13 protein-coding genes and 1 pseudogene are annotated in these 15460 nt (G+C 57.6%); 6 read left to right on the plus strand and 8 right to left on the minus strand.

The genetic code is table 11. The features are described 5' to 3' along the window. Positions 1-30: 30 nt before the first annotated feature. From AACQ95_RS13425 to prpB, 3 genes are all read right to left on the minus strand, one after another. Entirely contained in the window at positions 31-1476 is a 1446-nt protein-coding gene (locus tag AACQ95_RS13425) for a bifunctional 2-methylcitrate dehydratase/aconitate hydratase (RefSeq protein ID WP_043134789.1), read from the minus strand. Positions 1477-1613: 137 nt separating this feature from the next. Further along, positions 1614-2741, minus strand: a complete 1128-nt coding sequence (gene prpC, locus AACQ95_RS13430) for a bifunctional 2-methylcitrate synthase/citrate synthase (protein ID WP_241278742.1) — start codon at positions 2739-2741, stop codon at positions 1614-1616. Positions 2742-2752: 11 nt separating this feature from the next. Then, complete coding sequence (gene prpB / locus AACQ95_RS13435) at positions 2753-3640, minus strand: methylisocitrate lyase (RefSeq protein WP_241278743.1); 888 nt, start codon at positions 3638-3640, stop codon at positions 2753-2755. A 148-nt stretch (positions 3641-3788) separates the two neighbouring features. Between prpB and AACQ95_RS13440 the strand changes: the two genes are divergently transcribed. The 4 genes from AACQ95_RS13440 (at position 3789) to rsmF (ending at position 9254) form a co-directional block, all read left to right on the plus strand. After that, complete coding sequence (locus AACQ95_RS13440) at positions 3789-4421, plus strand: paraquat-inducible protein A (RefSeq protein ID WP_103470757.1); 633 nt, start codon at positions 3789-3791, stop codon at positions 4419-4421. Beyond that, positions 4399-5007, plus strand: coding sequence for a paraquat-inducible protein A (locus tag AACQ95_RS13445; protein WP_043134796.1), 609 nt, complete (start codon positions 4399-4401; stop codon positions 5005-5007). Before AACQ95_RS13440 ends, AACQ95_RS13445 begins: the two co-directional genes overlap by 23 nt. 133 nt (positions 5008-5140) lie before the next feature. Next, positions 5141-7693: an MlaD family protein gene (locus AACQ95_RS13450; RefSeq protein ID WP_241278744.1), complete on the plus strand. Its 2553-nt coding sequence runs from the start codon at positions 5141-5143 to the stop codon at positions 7691-7693. 130 nt (positions 7694-7823) lie between these two features. Beyond that, on the plus strand, positions 7824-9254 hold the full coding sequence (gene rsmF, locus AACQ95_RS13455) for a 16S rRNA (cytosine(1407)-C(5))-methyltransferase RsmF (protein ID WP_241278849.1): 1431 nt from the start codon (positions 7824-7826) through the stop codon (positions 9252-9254). A gap of 210 nt (positions 9255-9464) precedes the next feature. On the opposite strand, the gene AACQ95_RS13460 is transcribed toward rsmF, so the two are convergent. Continuing rightward, positions 9465-9737, minus strand: a complete 273-nt coding sequence (locus tag AACQ95_RS13460) for a RepB family protein (protein ID WP_241278745.1) — start codon at positions 9735-9737, stop codon at positions 9465-9467. Positions 9738-10006: 269 nt separating this feature from the next. On the opposite strand from AACQ95_RS13460, the pseudogene AACQ95_RS22610 reads away from it, so the two are divergent. Both AACQ95_RS22610 and AACQ95_RS13475 read left to right on the plus strand, forming a co-directional pair. Then, positions 10007-11364: pseudogene (locus AACQ95_RS22610) on the plus strand (ISNCY family transposase); the annotation flags it as partial. 243 nt (positions 11365-11607) lie between these two features. Further along, a complete protein-coding gene (locus AACQ95_RS13475) occupies positions 11608-12354 on the plus strand; it encodes a hypothetical protein (protein WP_241278748.1) in 747 nt (248 codons plus the stop codon). 33 nt (positions 12355-12387) lie between these two features. On the opposite strand, the gene AACQ95_RS13480 is transcribed toward AACQ95_RS13475, so the two are convergent. From AACQ95_RS13480 to AACQ95_RS13495, 4 genes are all read right to left on the minus strand, one after another. Further along, a complete protein-coding gene (locus AACQ95_RS13480; RefSeq protein WP_241278749.1) occupies positions 12388-12561 on the minus strand; it encodes a helix-turn-helix domain-containing transcriptional regulator in 174 nt (57 codons plus the stop codon). A gap of 13 nt (positions 12562-12574) precedes the next feature. After that, positions 12575-13132: a hypothetical protein gene (locus AACQ95_RS13485; RefSeq protein WP_241278750.1), complete on the minus strand. Its 558-nt coding sequence runs from the start codon at positions 13130-13132 to the stop codon at positions 12575-12577. 223 nt (positions 13133-13355) lie between these two features. Further along, the gene (locus AACQ95_RS13490) at positions 13356-14297 is read right to left on the minus strand and encodes a site-specific integrase (protein WP_241278751.1); all 942 of its coding nucleotides are present in this window, start codon (positions 14295-14297) and stop codon (positions 13356-13358) included. Positions 14298-14671: 374 nt separating this feature from the next. Beyond that, complete coding sequence (locus tag AACQ95_RS13495) at positions 14672-15451, minus strand: TatD family hydrolase (RefSeq protein ID WP_241278752.1); 780 nt, start codon at positions 15449-15451, stop codon at positions 14672-14674. Positions 15452-15460 lie beyond the last annotated feature (9 nt).

Raw genomic sequence — 15460 nt, forward strand, 5'->3', positions numbered from 1 at the left:
GTTTCTCGCTGTGCGCCGATAGGCGAGCGGTCAAATCACCAGCAAGTCCATAAAGGCGTGGACCGGCGTGGCGGCCAGTTGCTTGCCATCCTGGCAGAGGGCGAGGATCTCGTGTACCCGCTTGGCCGGGAAACGGGTGGCCAGGTTGTGCTGGAATTTTTCCACCAGCAGCGGTATCCCCTCCTCCCTGCGACGGCGGTGACCGACCGGGTATTCCACCTCTACCTTGGCGCTGTGGCTGCCATCCTTGAAGAAGACCTGGATGGCATTGGCAATCGACCGCTTGTCCGCTTCCAGGTATTCGCGGCTGTAGCGCTTCTCTTCCTGCACCACCATCTTGGCGCGCAGCGCATCGATGCGGGGATCGGCCGCTATGCCATCCTCGTAATCCTCGGCAATGAGGCGCCCGAATATGAGCGGCACGGCCACCATGTACTGCAGGCAGTGATCCCGGTCCGCCGGGTTGTTGAGGGCACCGACCTTGCTGATGATGCGAATGGCCGATTCGTGGGTAGTGAGCTCGATGCGGTCGATCTCGTCGAGCCGCCCTTTCACCTCTCCATGCAGCTTCATGGCGCACTCGACGGCGGTCTGGGCGTGGAACTCGGCGGGGTAAGAGATCTTGAACAGCACGTTCTCCATCACATAGCTGCCGTAGCCCTGATGCAGGGCGAACTGGTTGCCCTTGAACAGCACGTCGTAGAAGCCCCACTTGGGTGCGCTCAATACGCCGGGATAGCCCATCTCGCCGCTCATGGTAATCATTGCCAGACGCACTGCGCGGGAAGTGGCATCCCCGGCGGCCCAGCTCTTGCGCGACCCGGCGTTCGGCGCATGGCGATAGGTACGCAGGCTCTGGCCATCGACCCAGGCCTGGGAGACCGCATCGATCACCTGATCCCGACTTCCGCCCAGCATATGGGTCACCACTGCGGTGCTGGCGACCTTCACCAGCACCACGTGATCGAGACCGACCCGGTTGAAGGAGTTCTCGAGCGCCAGCACTCCCTGAATTTCATGAGCCTTGACCATGGCCGTCAGCACATCGGCCATGGTGAGCGGCGCCTTGCCCTCGGCCACGCGAGTGCGGGAGAGCCAGTCGGCTGTGGCCAGAATGCCCCCCAGGTTGTCGGAAGGATGGCCCCATTCGGCGGCAAGCCAGGTATCGTTGTAATCGAGCCAGCGGATGATGGCGCCTATGTCCCAGGCCGCCTTGACCGGATCGAGGCAGAGCTGGGTGCCGGGCACCCGGGCACCATGGGGAACAGTGGTGCCCGCGACTATGGGGCCCAGGTGCTTGGTGCACTCGGGAAAGCGCAGGGCCAAGAGGCCACAGCCCAGGGTATCCATCAGGCAGTAGCGGGCGGTATCGAGGGCGGCCTGGCTGGTGATGGGGTGGCTGCAGACATAATCGGCAATATCGACCAGCACCTGATCGGGTTCGGGTCTGTGGTTGACGTCGACGTTGGCGGACATCGTGATTTCCTTATCGTTGTTGTGAATAGAAGGAGGTGACGAGCGACTGGGCCGCCATCGCCGACACATGACCACACAGGCCTGCTTGCGCAGGCGCCGGGCCGTGGTGGATGGCGACGATGGCAGGGCGCTGCATCTTATCGTTGTTGCAAAGAGACGAAATGACGGGGGGCCGGGCCGACATAATCGGCGCTCGGGCGAATGATCCTGTTGTGCTCGCGCTGCTCCATCACGTGGGCGCACCAGCCGGTGACCCGCGAGCAGACGAAAATGGGGGTAAACAGCTTGGTCGGGATCCCCATGTAGTGATAGGCGCTGGCATGGAAGAAATCGGCGTTGGGGAAGAGGGCTTTCTCCTCCCACATCACCTTTTCCGCCTCGCAGGAGACGCGGTAGAGGCGGGTGTCCCCCACCGCCTCGGCCAGCTTGGCCGACCATGCCTTGATGATGACGTTGCGCGGATCCGAGGTGCGATAGACGGCGTGGCCAAAGCCCATGATCTTCTCCTTGGCCACGAGTTTTGCCAGCAGCTCGTTCCTGGCCTGAACCTCATCTTGCCAGGGTTCGATCATCGCCATGGCGGCCTCGTTGGCGCCGCCGTGCAGCGGGCCGCGCAGGGTGCCGATGGCGGCGGTCACGCAGGAGAAGAGATCGGACAGGGTCGAGGCACAGACCCGGGCCGCGAAGGTGGAGGCGTTGAACTCGTGCTCGGCATAGAGAATGAGGGAAACGTGCATGACCCGGCGTTCCAGCTCGCTCGGGGCCTTCTGGTGCAAGAGGGCCAGGAAGTGGCCACCGATGCACTCCTCGTCGGTATCGAGTGCGATGCGCACCCCTTCATGACTGAACTTGTACCAATAAATCAATATGCCAGGGAAGGCGGCCAGCAGGCGATCGGCCACTTCATGTTCGTGCTCGAAGCCCTCTTCCGGCTCCAGATCGCCGAGCATGGAGCAGCCGGTGCGCAGCACATCCATGGGATGGGCATTGGCGGGGATGAGCTCAAGTACTTCCAGCAGGGCCTTGGGCAAGCTGCGCAGGCGACGCAGCTCGCGCTTGTAGTCCAGCAGTTGCTGTTCACTGGGCAGCTCGCCCTTGAGCAGCAGATAGGCGACCTCCTCGAACTGGGCGCCGTCTGCCAGCTCCTGAATGTCATAGCCGCGATAGGTGAGCCCGGTACCGCTCTTGCCCACGGTACAGATGCTGGTCTCCCCCGCGCTCTGACCCCGCAGGCCGGCGCCGCCCAATGGCTTCTGTTGTCCCATAACCTTGCCTCCTAATCCCTGGATGTGAACAGACGATCCAGTGTCTGCTCGTAATGGTGATAGCCGAGGAAGTCATACAAGGCTTCCCGGGTCTGCATGGTGTCCACGACAGCCCTCTGGTGGCCATCCTGGCGAATGTGCTGGTAGACGTTGAGCGCGGCCTGATTGGCCGCCCGGCTGGCGCTTAACGGGTAGAGCACCATGTCGACGCCTTGGGCGGCGAGCGCCTCCTTGTCGAACAGATCTGTCTTGCCGAACTCTGTCATGTTGGCGAGGATGGGCACCCCGGCGGCCTGCTTGAAGCTGTCATACTGACCGAGCTCGGTCACCGCCTCGGCGAAGATCATGTCGGCCCCGGCGGCCACGTAGGCGGCGGCGCGCTCCAGCGCCGGGCCTATCCCCTCCACCGCCAGCGCATCGGTGCGCGCCATGATGACGAACTCCCCGTTCTCGCGGGCATCCACCGCCGCCTTGATGCGATCGCACATCTCCTCCTGCGAGACCACCGCCTTGTTGGGCCTGTGGCCACAGCGCTTCTGGGCCACCTGATCTTCCATGTGCACGGCGGCGACACCGGCGCGTTCGAAGGCGCGAATGGTGCGGGCGATATTGAAGGCGCCGCCCCAGCCGGTGTCGATGTCGACCAGCAGCGGCACCTTGGTCGCCGCGGTGATCCTTTCTGCGTCGATCAGCACGTCGTTGAGGGAGGTCATGCCGAGATCCGGCAGGCCATGGGAGGCATTGGCCACCCCGGCGCCGGAGAGGTAAATAGCCTGAAAGCCGCTACGCTCGGCCATCAGGGCCATGTAGGCATTGATGGTGCCGACGATCTGCAGTGGCCGTTCGTTGGCAAGGGCGGTGCGAAACCGCAGACCTGCCGAGGGGGTAAGGCTGGACATCATGACTCCTTTCATTTGTCTGGTTCGACTATCTAATATCACGTTTACGTTAACGTCAATCATACTTTCGTGGCAGAACGGCGCCAGGCAAGACAGGACGCGGGTTTTAGGGTAAATTTCACCAATTCCTTCAACAGGTTGAATCGTAATGTCGGATCCCAATCCCGTGATCGTCTGCCCGGCTTGCGACTTGCTGATCGAACGCAAGTTATTGCCCCTGCGCCGCCACGCTCACTGTCCCCGCTGTCACCAGCATCTGTATGGACGCTACGCCTTTCGCCCCTCCCAGTTGATGGCGCTGACCATCACGGGGTTCCTGCTGCTGCCCTCTGCCTTCTTCGAACCGCTCATCTACCTGCGTCTGGCCGGGGTGAACTCGGATGCGAACCTGCTCAAGGGCATTTTGGTGCTGATGGTCGAGCACGAATTCTGGGTGGCGGGACTGGTATTCTGGTGCGCCGTGCTGGCGCCTGTGGGTTTGCTGCTGGGGATCTTTGCGCTGGCCTCCGGCCTTGCCAAACGCTGGCACATACTGGCGCCGACCTTGAGAGCCGTGGAGGTGTTTCGTCACTGGGCCATGCTGGAGGTCTACATCGTCAGCCTGCTGGTCGCCCTGTTCAAGCTGATCGACATCGCCGATGTGCGCCTCGGCGGCGGCTTGCTGAGCCTGGGGATCCTGATGCTGCTCAACATGACGCTGCTGATCCTGTTCGATCCCGCCCCCTACTGGGAGCGCGTACCTCTGGAGGAACCGGATCATGTCCCAGACCAGCGCCCGTGAGCTGGGGCTCTGCCGCTGCCACACCTGCGGCCTGCTGGTGCGCTATCGGGCGGGCAGCGTCTGCCCCCGTTGCCACAGCCGGTTGCAGGTGCGCATCCCCCACTCCCTGGCCTGGTCCTGGGGTTTGCTGGCGCTGGCCACCTTCATGTTGCTGCCTGCCAATCTGCTGCCCATCACCCACTTCTACAACAAGGGATTATTGCAGTCCGACACCATCTTCAGCGGTATCATGATGCTCTATCGCAGCAAGATGTCGGGGATCGCCACCATAGTGCTGACCGCCAGCATCATAGTGCCGGTGGGCAAGATTTTGGGGCTGGGCTGGATCTGCTGGCAGTTGCAGCGGAGCAAGCCGGTGCGCCGCAAGCGCCAGCTCATCATGTATCGCATCATCGACTTCATCGGCCGCTGGTCCATGCTGGATTTGTTCGTCATCTCGCTGATGGTGGCCCTGGTGGATCGCGGCGTGCTGCTCAATGTGCGGGCTGGGCCCGGCGCCACGGCGTTTGCCGGTGTGGTGGTACTGACCATGATGTCGGCCCGCATGCTGGATACCCGCTTGCTATGGGACAAGGCGGCCCGTTGATGGCCTGTTGAACACGCATCCCGCCTGTCTGTGGATGCCCGAATGGTGAATAACCGCCTGCGCTGTCACAAGGCAAAGCGCGGGGGACTATGTATCTGAACTGCTGTTTATCTCAGCCAATTAAGGAGTCGGTATGATCGGGGCTGAACCCGTCATTGAGAAGCGTCGCTGGTTGTCGCCAGTCTGGTTGTTGCCCGTTATCGCCCTCTTGCTGGCGGGTGGCTTCATCTACCAGCAGTTTGCGAGCAGTGGCCAACTTATTCGCATCAACTTTGCCCAGGGCAACGGTATCTTGCCGGGCAAGACCCAGTTGCGCTATCAGGGTGTGGCCATCGGTGTGGTGCAGGAGCTGGAGCTGGCCGCGGACGGTCGCAAGATAGCCGTACTGGCCAAGATTGACAGCCGGGCCCGGCCGCTGATCCGCAAGGGCTCCGACTTCTGGCTGGTGAGCCCCAAGGCCTCGCTCACCGAGATCTCAGGCCTGGATACCCTGGTCTCCGGCAACTACATCAACCTGCAACCCGGTCGGGACAACAACCCGCTGGAGGAGGAGTTCGATGCGCTGGACGGCCCTCCCCCCGGCTATCAGGCACAGGGGCGCATGCTGCACCTGACCGCCGATTCGCTGGGATCGGTCGGCATCGGCGCCAAGCTCTATTTCCGCGGCATCGAGGTGGGCAGCGTCATCAACACCCGCCTTGGCCAGGACAACCAGAACGTGATCCTGGATCTGGTGATCGAGCCGCGTTTTGAACACCTCATCAAGGCCGACACCCGCTTCTGGAACATCAGCGGCATCAAGGGCTCCTTCAGCCTGGCCGGGGTCAATGTGGAAGCCGGCAGCCTCACCTCCATACTGAGTGGCGGCATAGCGTTTGATTCCCCCAAAGCATCCCCCGAGCCGGAGAAAGGCCAGACCTTTGTCCTCTACAAGGGGCTGGCGGAAGCGGCCCGTGGCGAGCGGATCGACATAGTGGCCGGTGATCTGCCCATCAAGGAGGGGATGCCCATCCTCTATGAAGGGATCGAAATCGGCCGGGTTGACCCCATTCGTCTGACCGACAAGGGTCGGCTGGTGACGGCGCTGATCAACCCTGAACAGGCATTTAGGATCACCGGCAACAGCCGCCTCGTCTGGGAGACTGTCTCCCTCGGTGCGGCCGGTCTCAAGCATGCGGATCGCCTGCTGGCCGGCCCGGCCATTCGCCTCGACTACGTGGAAGGCGACAGGGTCAAGGCCATGACACTGAGCAGCAAGGATCAGGTCAGTGGCACCCGGGTCACTCTGCAGGCCGACGATCTGGCGGGGCTCAATGAAGGGGCGCCGCTCTGGTACAAGGGGCTGCAGGTCGGCCAGATCAGCCAGCTGACCCTGGATGCCAGGGGCAATGCCAGCGTCGCCCTGGTGGTCAACAGCCAGTATCAGCATCTGCTGGCACGGGCCCGCTTCTATCGGGCGGCGCCGCTGCAGATCGATGCCGATCTCAGCGGCATCAAGGTGGAGACCAGTCCGGCCAGCGCCTGGATCGGCGGCGGCATCAAGCTGGTGCAGGCGGCGAGCGGCGAGCGGATCAACCGTCTCTACCCGAGTCAGGAGCTGGCTCTGCTCGGCACCCGGGACGCCAAGCCCCAGCGCTGGTTGTTGAAAGCCGAACAGGCCGATGGCATCGGCATCGGCTCCCCCGTGCTCTATCTGGGGCTGGAAGCTGGCAAGGTCAAGCAGCTGCGCGCCGCCAAGGAAGGGGTCGAGATCGAGCTCGAAATCGACGGCGTCTATGCCCCCCTGCTCTCACAACAGCCGCAGTTCTGGAAAAAACCGGCGCTGGATACCCGGGTGCGGGTCGATGGTGTGCAGGTGAAGGTGGGCAATCTGGCCACCCTGCTGCGCGGCGCCATCGAGTTCGATCGACTCGGCACCGGCCGCAGCAGTCACCAGCTGTTTGACAGCAAGGAGCAGGCCAAGGCGAAAGTGCGCAGCCTCTCCCTGGTAGCCGACAGCAACCCGGGTCTGGGCCTCGGCAGCCCGATCCGCTATCGCGGGGTCGACATCGGCAAGATTGAGCAGATCGAGCTGGAGCCGTCGCTGGGTCAGGTTATCTTCAAGGCCGAGCTGGAGGGGCAGTATGCCGAGCGATTCCTGCAATCCGGCGCCCGCTTCACTCTGGTGCAGGCCAAGCTGGGGCTGGGCGGCGTCGCCCACCTCGACACCCTGATCAAGGGGGCCTTCGTGGAGGCTCAGCCAGGTCAGGGAGCCGGCAAGGATCGCTTCCCTTTGAGTCAGAGTGGTCCGGTTGGTCTGGCCTTGACCCTCAAGAGCCCCTCGGTCAATGGCCTGAGTGTCGGCAGCCCCTTGCTGTTTCGCAAGATGGTGGTGGGCAGCGTCACCGGGGTCGCGCTGGCGCGCGATGGCAGCGAGGTGCTGATCGAGGTGAATGTCGACAAGGAATATGTCCATCTGGTGCGGGCCAACACCCGCTTCTGGAATGTCTCCGGCGTCAAGGCCGACATAGGCCTGACCGGCGGCACCATAGAGGTGGAAACAGTGCAGAGCCTGCTGGCGGGCGGCATCGCCTTCAATACCCCGGAGCGGGAGATGGGGTCGACCGTCAAGGCCGGCCACAGCTACCCGCTGTATGGCAAGGCGGAGAAGGAGTGGCAGGAGTGGAGTCCTCGCATCCAGCCCTGATCTTCTCACTTGTTTCAAGCCCGGCCCTGTGTCGGGCTTGTTCATTTCCCCCTTTCTCATTGGCCGTTAAGAATATTCCTGGCCCTGTGATAAGATGTCGCCCCTCTTTTTGGGTCAGCGAGACGGCACAGTGCACGACAATACCTACCTTCCCGATCACTTCTTGCACCATATTGCGGCCATCATGCCGGCGCATCTCACCATGGATGCGTTCGTGGCCAGCTGCCGGCGCCCACTGCGCCGCAGCATACGGGTCAATACCCTGAAGATTTCGGTGCCCGCATTTGTCGAACAGATGCAACCGCTGGGCTGGCAGCTTGAGCCCGTACCCTGGTGCGAGACCGGCTTCTGGCTGAGTCGCAGCGACGAGAGCGTGCCCCTTGGCAATACCGCGGAACACCTGAGTGGCCTCTTCTATATCCAGGAAGCGAGTTCCATGCTGCCGGTGACGGCGCTATTTGCCAGCGCTCAGGTCAAGCGGGATGGCATGCTGCTGGACGCCGCCGCCGCCCCCGGCTCCAAGACTACCCAGATCGCGGCCTTGATGAACAACCAGGGCATGCTGGTTGCCAATGAATATTCCAGCAGCCGGCTCAAGGTGCTCAGCGCCAACATTCAGCGCTGCGGCGTGACCAATGTGGGCATGACCCACTTCGATGCCAAGGTGTTTGGCCAGTGGTTGCCGGAGACCTTCGACGCCATACTGCTCGACGCCCCCTGCTCCGGCGAGGGGACGGTACGCAAGGATGAAGACGCCCTGCGCAACTGGAGCATCGAGAGCATCGACGAGATTGCGGCTGTGCAGCAAGGGCTGTTGGAGAGCGCCTTTCATGCCCTGAAGCCCGGTGGTGTGCTGGTCTACTCCACTTGCACCTTGAGCGAACAGGAGAACCAGGCGGTCTGTCAGTCTTTGCTGGACAAGTTCGGCGATGCCCTGAGCGTTGACTCGCTGGCCGACCTGTTCCCCCATGCGGAGCAGGCCTGTACACCCGAAGGATATCTGCACGTTTGGCCCCAGATCTTCGACAGTGAGGGCTTTTTCGTCGCCAGATTGCGCAAGCATCACTCTGTGCCCAACACCATGTTCAAGCCGGGCAAACTCGGCAAGTTCCCCTTCTCGCCCCTGCCGGCCAAAGAGGCCGAGCCCATGTTGCGCGAGATTGAAGCCAATTTTGGCGTGGCCCCCCTGGGCCAGCTGTTTGGTCGCAATGACGAGATCTGGCTGTTCCCTCACCTGTTTGGGCAGGTGCAAGGCAAGCTGCGGTTCGATCGCATCGGCATCAAGCTGGCGGAGACCTTCAAGAAGGGTTATCGCCTCACCCATGAGTGGGCGCTGGCCTATGGCGACAAGGCCACGCTCGGGATTATCGAACTCGACAGCGCCAATGCACGGGAGTTCATGATGGGGCGGGATGTCTGGCCAGCGCAGGAAGCCGGTTCGGGCGAGGTGATCGTTCGTTATCAGGGTCATACCCTGGGCATGGGGAAGTGGGTCGGCAGCCGGGTCAAGAATGCCCTGCCCCGTGAGCTGGTGCGCGACAACAATCTGTTCGGCGCCTGAGTGCGTGAACTCACGTCTGATCGAGTCTTGAAAACCCACACTCGGGTTGAACTTTTGCTCGGATCTTGAAAAGCCTTGAGCCTTGTCTAAGCTTAAGGCTATCCGAACACCAGTTAGCGCACGGCTCTGCAAGGAGCCAATTCCCCTATGCCAGGTACAAGGAATTCGTACCTGGCTTTTTTTATGTCAGCACGTTCAGTTTCCCGTCTCTCACTCGAGTGCCTCAGCCATCTCTTGCTCAACCTGGGGTTGGGATGACAGCTCATGTTGATAGAGCAGATCGATCGCCTGCTCGATGAGTGAGGCCTGACTGTCTTCAAGGTGCATCCCCAATTCCTGTAACCGCTCGGCGTGGCGATTGCTTATCCAGCACTGCAACCGGCTATGGGTTTCCTGTTTGCGTTTCACATGCTGGCGTTGTCGTTCGGCATTGTTGTGTGGAGCAGCCGCTTGGGGCTCATTCACGTTTATTTCCTGGCTCATATAACCTTGCAATGTTTTGCTTTAACGTTTGTTATCTCTTACCTGTGGCGCATTGTTGCCTGAACAAGAGGACTTTCCCCTTCCATCGGGCACCTTGGCAAAGCGCGATAAATATATCATCAGATCAACAAGATGCAATTTAACATAAAAAATGCAGTGACGCGGAATGTCTGTAAAGGTTAAGTAGTAATGTCATGTTTAAGACAAATTGAAGTGTCACTCCGGGTTGCTAAGCTGGTTAGTTACCGACCATGCCGAGGGCATCCCCGATGAGACGCAGCGAGATCTGGTTTAGCATGAGAGAGATCGACCGGCTCAAGACTATCCAAGCAATCGTGGATGGTCACCTAACAGCAAGCATCGGGGCTCAGCGACTGGATCTGTCCGTTCGCCAAATTTACCGATTAGTCGATCGGTATAAGTTATCTGGGCCACCGGGGCTGCGTTCACAGCATATTGGAAAGCCCAGTAATCATCAGCTACCCGTTGGGGTGAAGGATCGTGCTGGACGGCTCATTTTACAGCATTACCCTGATTTCGGGCCAACATTAGCCGCAGAGAAGTTGGCTGAGCTACATGGCATTCACCTTGCCATCGGCACAGTTCGCCAGATGATGATCGATCTGGGATTGTGGGTGCCGCGTCGGCAGCGTCCCCCCAGGATCCAACAACCTCGCTACCGGCGGGCCTGCTTTGGTGAGCTTATCCAAATTGACGGCTGTGATCATCGCTGGTTTGAAAATCGGGCGCCAGCCTGTACCGCCATCGTGTTTGTGGACGATGCAACCAGCCAGATCACTGCCCTGCGTTTTGTGCATTCCGAGTCCACCTTCGCCTACTTTGGCACACTGCGCGTCACCTGGTAGCTCACGGCAGACCGCTGGCATTTTACAGCGACAAGGCCAGCGTGTTCAGGGTCAATCACAAGTCTGCTCGCGGGGAGGGACAAACGCAGTTTGCCCGCGCTCTGAACGATCTCAACATTGATGGCTTCTGTGCACACAGCAGCGCGGCCAAGGGCCGTGTAGAACGCGCACATCTGACCTTGCAGGATAGGATGGTGAAGGAGTTGAGATTGGCGGGGATCAGCTCGATAGATGATGCCAATGCGTGGCTACCGATCTTCATCACCGATTACAACCAACGCTTTGGTAAGGTTCCGCGCCATGAGTTGGATGTGCATCGACCCTTGGGCCCTCAGGACGACCTGGAGCACATCCTGATCTGGAAGGAGCCGAGACAGGTATCCAAACGTCTCACGACCCAATATGACAAGGTGCAATACCTGCTGTTAGATACCCCTGCCCAGCGCCGCCTGATCGGTCGAGAAATCGTGGTGTACCACTATTGTGATGATCGGGTTGAGTTGCGTGGGCCAGATGGTGACATCTTGGAATACTGCATCAATGATCACCTCTCGCCCGTGAATCAGGGGGCTATTGTCGATAACAAGCGGCTTGGCCATGTCCTGAAAATGGCGCAGGAAGTGCAGACCATGCGCGATGATGTGCGCTCACGCAGTCTGCCAAACAGCCCGGCCACGAACCGGCGGCGTGGGCCTCATCCCGATAAGGTGAAACCCAATCGGCTTGGAGAGGAACACTATTATAAAGCCCTGATGGAGGTCAGTGGCGAGCGGATGAACGCACAGCCAGATCAGCCTGAGCTGGCGGACATTGCGAAAGAAGCCATTCCAACACTGATAAAACGGAAACGAGGAAGGCCACAGATCACCGGCCCACGGGATGACCCCCCTTCGCCAGCCGTCGCAGCAGCTGTTCGTCAGTGGCAACAGCGGACTCAAAAATAGAGTATTATTACCCCCTACTTCGTCACCCGTTATTGGGATAGTTTTATAAAGGATACAGATATGGCAAGGCTTACATTTCCTATATTTATCCACCTTTGGGAGACTACCTCGTCAGTTGCAATCATGAAGATGCTTGCTGAGCAGGCCGAAAGAAATGTGGAGCGGGCGATTAAAGAGGCTGATTTACCCGAAGCTATCACGGAAGGGAGATACTGGGATGAAGCAACGAATGAATATGGTGAAGACTTCACATTTGAACGAACTTATTACTCATGTGGTTCATGTATTGGTCATGACTATGATGAAGTAAAATCAGAGTACATACATTTAATCACCCAACTCACTCGACGTTCAGCGTTTCTTACTATTTTTGGTCTTTTCGAACATCGTATGAGCAATTGTTTAAATCTTATGATTAGTCTGTCTGAATATACAGAGGAAATAAATCTTGGGATATGGGAGAAGACTCATTTTTTTCTCAAAAAAATCATTGGTGGTAGTGACATTGCAGACATTGATCATCTCATAGTTATCCGAAATATTATGGCGCACAACGATGGTATTGCTACCAACTATAAAGAAATATCTACTCGGAAAGAGAAAAAATCTGCACCAGAGAGAAGGCTATTGCGAGCTATATGCAGAGCTGAAAATGAAAATTCAGGAATATCAATTGGTTACTTTAGTGATGTTCTCATGAACGAACGATTTTTGATGTATACCGTTGGTGAGATTCAGCGATATGTTGATAGCTTGGAAGCAACGGTTCAGACCTATTACAAAACTAAGAGCGACAGCCCTTTGTAAGGGCTATCCTATTTTTTGAGCACCAACTGAATATCACTCTTTACTTGTTTTGCTTTCTTCTATGCCTCTGGCCTTGGCTATGTCACTGAGGACTACAGTGAGTAAATAGGGGTCTTCTTCCTCAATAGCAGCGTTGAGATACGCTTCTCTTTCAGCCTCACTGATCAAGTAATCAGTGGGCTCGAATCGGGTAAACTCTTCTTTCATATTTATCCTATACTCAAAAGACATCCTCTGTCGGAGCTCCTTCAGCCAAGAGAGCTAGGTAGCATTCCAAATTGTCTTTGATCTTCTCAAATACCCTGGGGAAATAACTCGCTAGCTCTTGAAAGGTTGGATTATCCGATTCAGGGCCGCGGTGATAATAACGCATATGGTCAAGGATATTTTTTCTTTCCTCTTCGGAAAGAGTCGTAAGTGGATTTGATGTATTATAGCCATGAAAGTTAGAAAGATGAATAAAGGCACAACCGAATCGATAGACAGAGCTGGCCCAACCACCAAATTTTTCTGAGACTTCGACCATTTGAGCATCAGTAACTTTGACCATTTTCCCTTTTGGGGTTGAAACTTTCCATTGGTCACCGTTAACGGTGCATGCCATGAGCCTATTTCTTTCTTCTAGATCTGATACGGATAACAGATAAAGAACTCTAATTAAAGAATCAAGTTCCTGCCTAAGAATCGACATCATTGAGCCAGGAAGGTCATGTATGCGAGAAAATGCTATGCCATGTTCATCTGAACGTGACTTGATCAGTTGTATGAATTCGTGCATGTTCGCTCTCATCCAGATCCAAATGAATTTAATGTCCAAAGGTGAGCACAGTAAATAACATTGGTTTGAATTGTGAAATTCCAATGCGAACGCTCAACAATGTGAGACTCCTGTGGCCCTTCATTACACTTGTGTTGTCGTGACTCTTTACTCAGCATTCCCTCTATTTTATGACATTTCTATTTGACGGAATTCACGACATTTATACATGTTTTTGACAATGTCACAACAAGCCATCCAGGGCGTGATCGGAGAACTTGTGGGCGTCGTCGAAATACTCCTGTAGGGTACGCATGTCCTTGTGGCGAGTCACCTCGATGATCTTGTTCATGGGTTTGCCGGCGGTGACGGCCGAGGTGATGAATCCCCGTCGCAGGCTGTGGCCACTGACATAGAGATCGTCGATGGCCTGGCCGGTACGCCGTTTGATCATCAGGTTTATCCCCTGGGGACCGAGGGGTTCCGACATAAGCTGACCCCAGCGGTTCATGCGACGAAACAGCGCCCCCTCGCCGATCCGGCTTTTTTTAAGCCAGGTGTGCAGCGCCGAGACGGGACAATATTGCTTGCCGGGTATGAGGGCTATCTCGGTTTCATGGAGCTGATGCTTGCTCGGCTTGAGTCGAAGCCGGATCCCCTGCCCCACAAAATCGAGGTCGCTGACCTCGATTCTGGCCGCCTCCGAGCGGCGCAAGGCACCACTGAACATCAACAGCAGCAGGGTGTGATCGCGCAAACCGGCCAGGTTGGAGGTGTCGATTTCATCGAGTACCCTGGCCAGCGGTTGCAGGGTTAGCGCCCCCGTCTTGCGCTTGCGGCTATCACCAAGACGCACAATGCCACGCATCATCTCCTTGATTTCGGCATGCTCGGTCGGCATGGGATGAACGCCCTTCTGCTTGAAGGCGTAGCGGATCCCGGCCAGTCGCCTGACCAGGGTCGCAGGTTTGCGTGGTTCACCATTGCGTAGTTCCCCTTTCCCTTCCTCTTTATCCAGCCAAACCCAGTCCGCCAATATGCCATCGGCCTGATCCGCCAGAAAATTCATGATGTCGTGATGAGTAGTTTGCAGCGGGTCAAGCCCGTGGAGCTGGCACCAGAATACGAAGATACGGGTATCAGCCTGATAGGCATTGAGGGTGGAATCCGCCTTGGCACTGCGCAAGAAGCGTCTCGCCCGACTATTGAGCTGAGGATCGAACACAGTCTGCAATGACTGATGAGCTGAGGGGGAAAGGGTCGGATAAGCCACGTAAGTCTATGATTCAATATAAAGTTTGAGAGGATCTTACAGGATCCTTCATATACATCAAGTATCGATAATGAATATTATCGATACTTATAGAGACCTTGATTAAACCCTTTAAACCTCGATGCTCACCTGTATCAACATCATCTTTAACAGGTTGGTTTATCAGCAATGTCATTGTGCTGACATTCATGTGAGTGAGAGATAACAGGTGGCATAGGCAATGCTGACGAGGGGAAGTATGCGGATGATTTGAAATAAAGAGGCCCCGTTATCCGGGGCCTCATCTTCTATTTTTTTGCCAACTTGAACAGTTCGAAGAAGTTGCGGCTGGTCGCTTCCGCCAGCTCGGCCAGCGGGATCTGGCGAAGGTCGGCAACGAATTGGGCAACATCGCGTACGAAGGCGGGTTCGTTCTCCCTCCCCCGATGAGGAACGGGGGCAAGATAGGGAGAGTCCGTTTCGACCAGCAAGCGCGCCAGCGGCAGCGCCTTGACCACGGCTTGCAGCGCGGACGCATTCTTGAAGGTCGCTATGCCGGAAATGGAAATATAGAAGCCCATCTCCATCGCGGCCTGGGCCATCTCCAGGGATTCGGTGAAACAGTGCAACACACCACCCACCTGGTCGGCGCCCTCTTCACGCATGATCTGCAGGGTATCTTGCTGGGCATCACGGGTGTGTATGATCAGCGGCTTGTTCAAGGCGCGGGCGACCCGGATGTGTTCGCGGAAGGAGGCTTGCTGTACCTCCTTGTTTTGCGGCGAGTAGAAGTAGTCGAGCCCGGTTTCCCCTATGGCCACCACTCTTTCATCGCTGGCCTGCGTCAGCAACAGCTCGGCATCGACACCGGGTTCCTGATTGAGCGGATGCACGCCACAGGAAGCAAACACCTGGGGATAAGGAGCGATCGCAGCCAACATGGTCGGGAACTGTGCCTGGGTGACGCTCACACACAGAAAATATCCCACGTCCTGCTGCGCGGCCTTGGCCAGCACATCGGCCATGTCGGTCTGCTTGCTGCCATAGCTGAGGCGATCGAGGTGGCAATGGGAATCAACGAGTAACATAAATAACCT

The organism is Aeromonas sp. MR19 (genome assembly GCF_963899305.1).
Classification (GTDB): Bacteria; Pseudomonadota; Gammaproteobacteria; order Enterobacterales; family Aeromonadaceae; genus Aeromonas; species Aeromonas bestiarum.

Bases quoted from the DNA above. Each gene is read 5' to 3' on its own strand.
- AACQ95_RS13425 (WP_043134789.1), bottom strand. From the start codon at position 1,476: ATGTCCGCCAACGTCGACGTCAACCACAGACCCGAACCCGATCAGGTG.
- prpC (WP_241278742.1), bottom strand. From the start codon at position 2,741: ATGGGACAACAGAAGCCATTGGGCGGCGCCGGCCTGCGGGGTCAGAGC.
- prpB (WP_241278743.1), bottom strand. From the start codon at position 3,640: ATGTCCAGCCTTACCCCCTCGGCAGGTCTGCGGTTTCGCACCGCCCTT.
- AACQ95_RS13440 (WP_103470757.1), top strand. From the start codon at position 3,789: ATGTCGGATCCCAATCCCGTGATCGTCTGCCCGGCTTGCGACTTGCTG.
- AACQ95_RS13445 (WP_043134796.1), top strand. From the start codon at position 4,399: ATGTCCCAGACCAGCGCCCGTGAGCTGGGGCTCTGCCGCTGCCACACC.
- AACQ95_RS13450 (WP_241278744.1), top strand. From the start codon at position 5,141: ATGATCGGGGCTGAACCCGTCATTGAGAAGCGTCGCTGGTTGTCGCCA.
- AACQ95_RS13460 (WP_241278745.1), bottom strand. From the start codon at position 9,737: ATGAGCCAGGAAATAAACGTGAATGAGCCCCAAGCGGCTGCTCCACAC.
- AACQ95_RS13475 (WP_241278748.1), top strand. From the start codon at position 11,608: ATGGCAAGGCTTACATTTCCTATATTTATCCACCTTTGGGAGACTACC.
- AACQ95_RS13480 (WP_241278749.1), bottom strand. From the start codon at position 12,561: ATGAAAGAAGAGTTTACCCGATTCGAGCCCACTGATTACTTGATCAGT.
- AACQ95_RS13485 (WP_241278750.1), bottom strand. From the start codon at position 13,132: ATGCACGAATTCATACAACTGATCAAGTCACGTTCAGATGAACATGGC.
- AACQ95_RS13495 (WP_241278752.1), bottom strand. From the start codon at position 15,451: ATGTTACTCGTTGATTCCCATTGCCACCTCGATCGCCTCAGCTATGGC.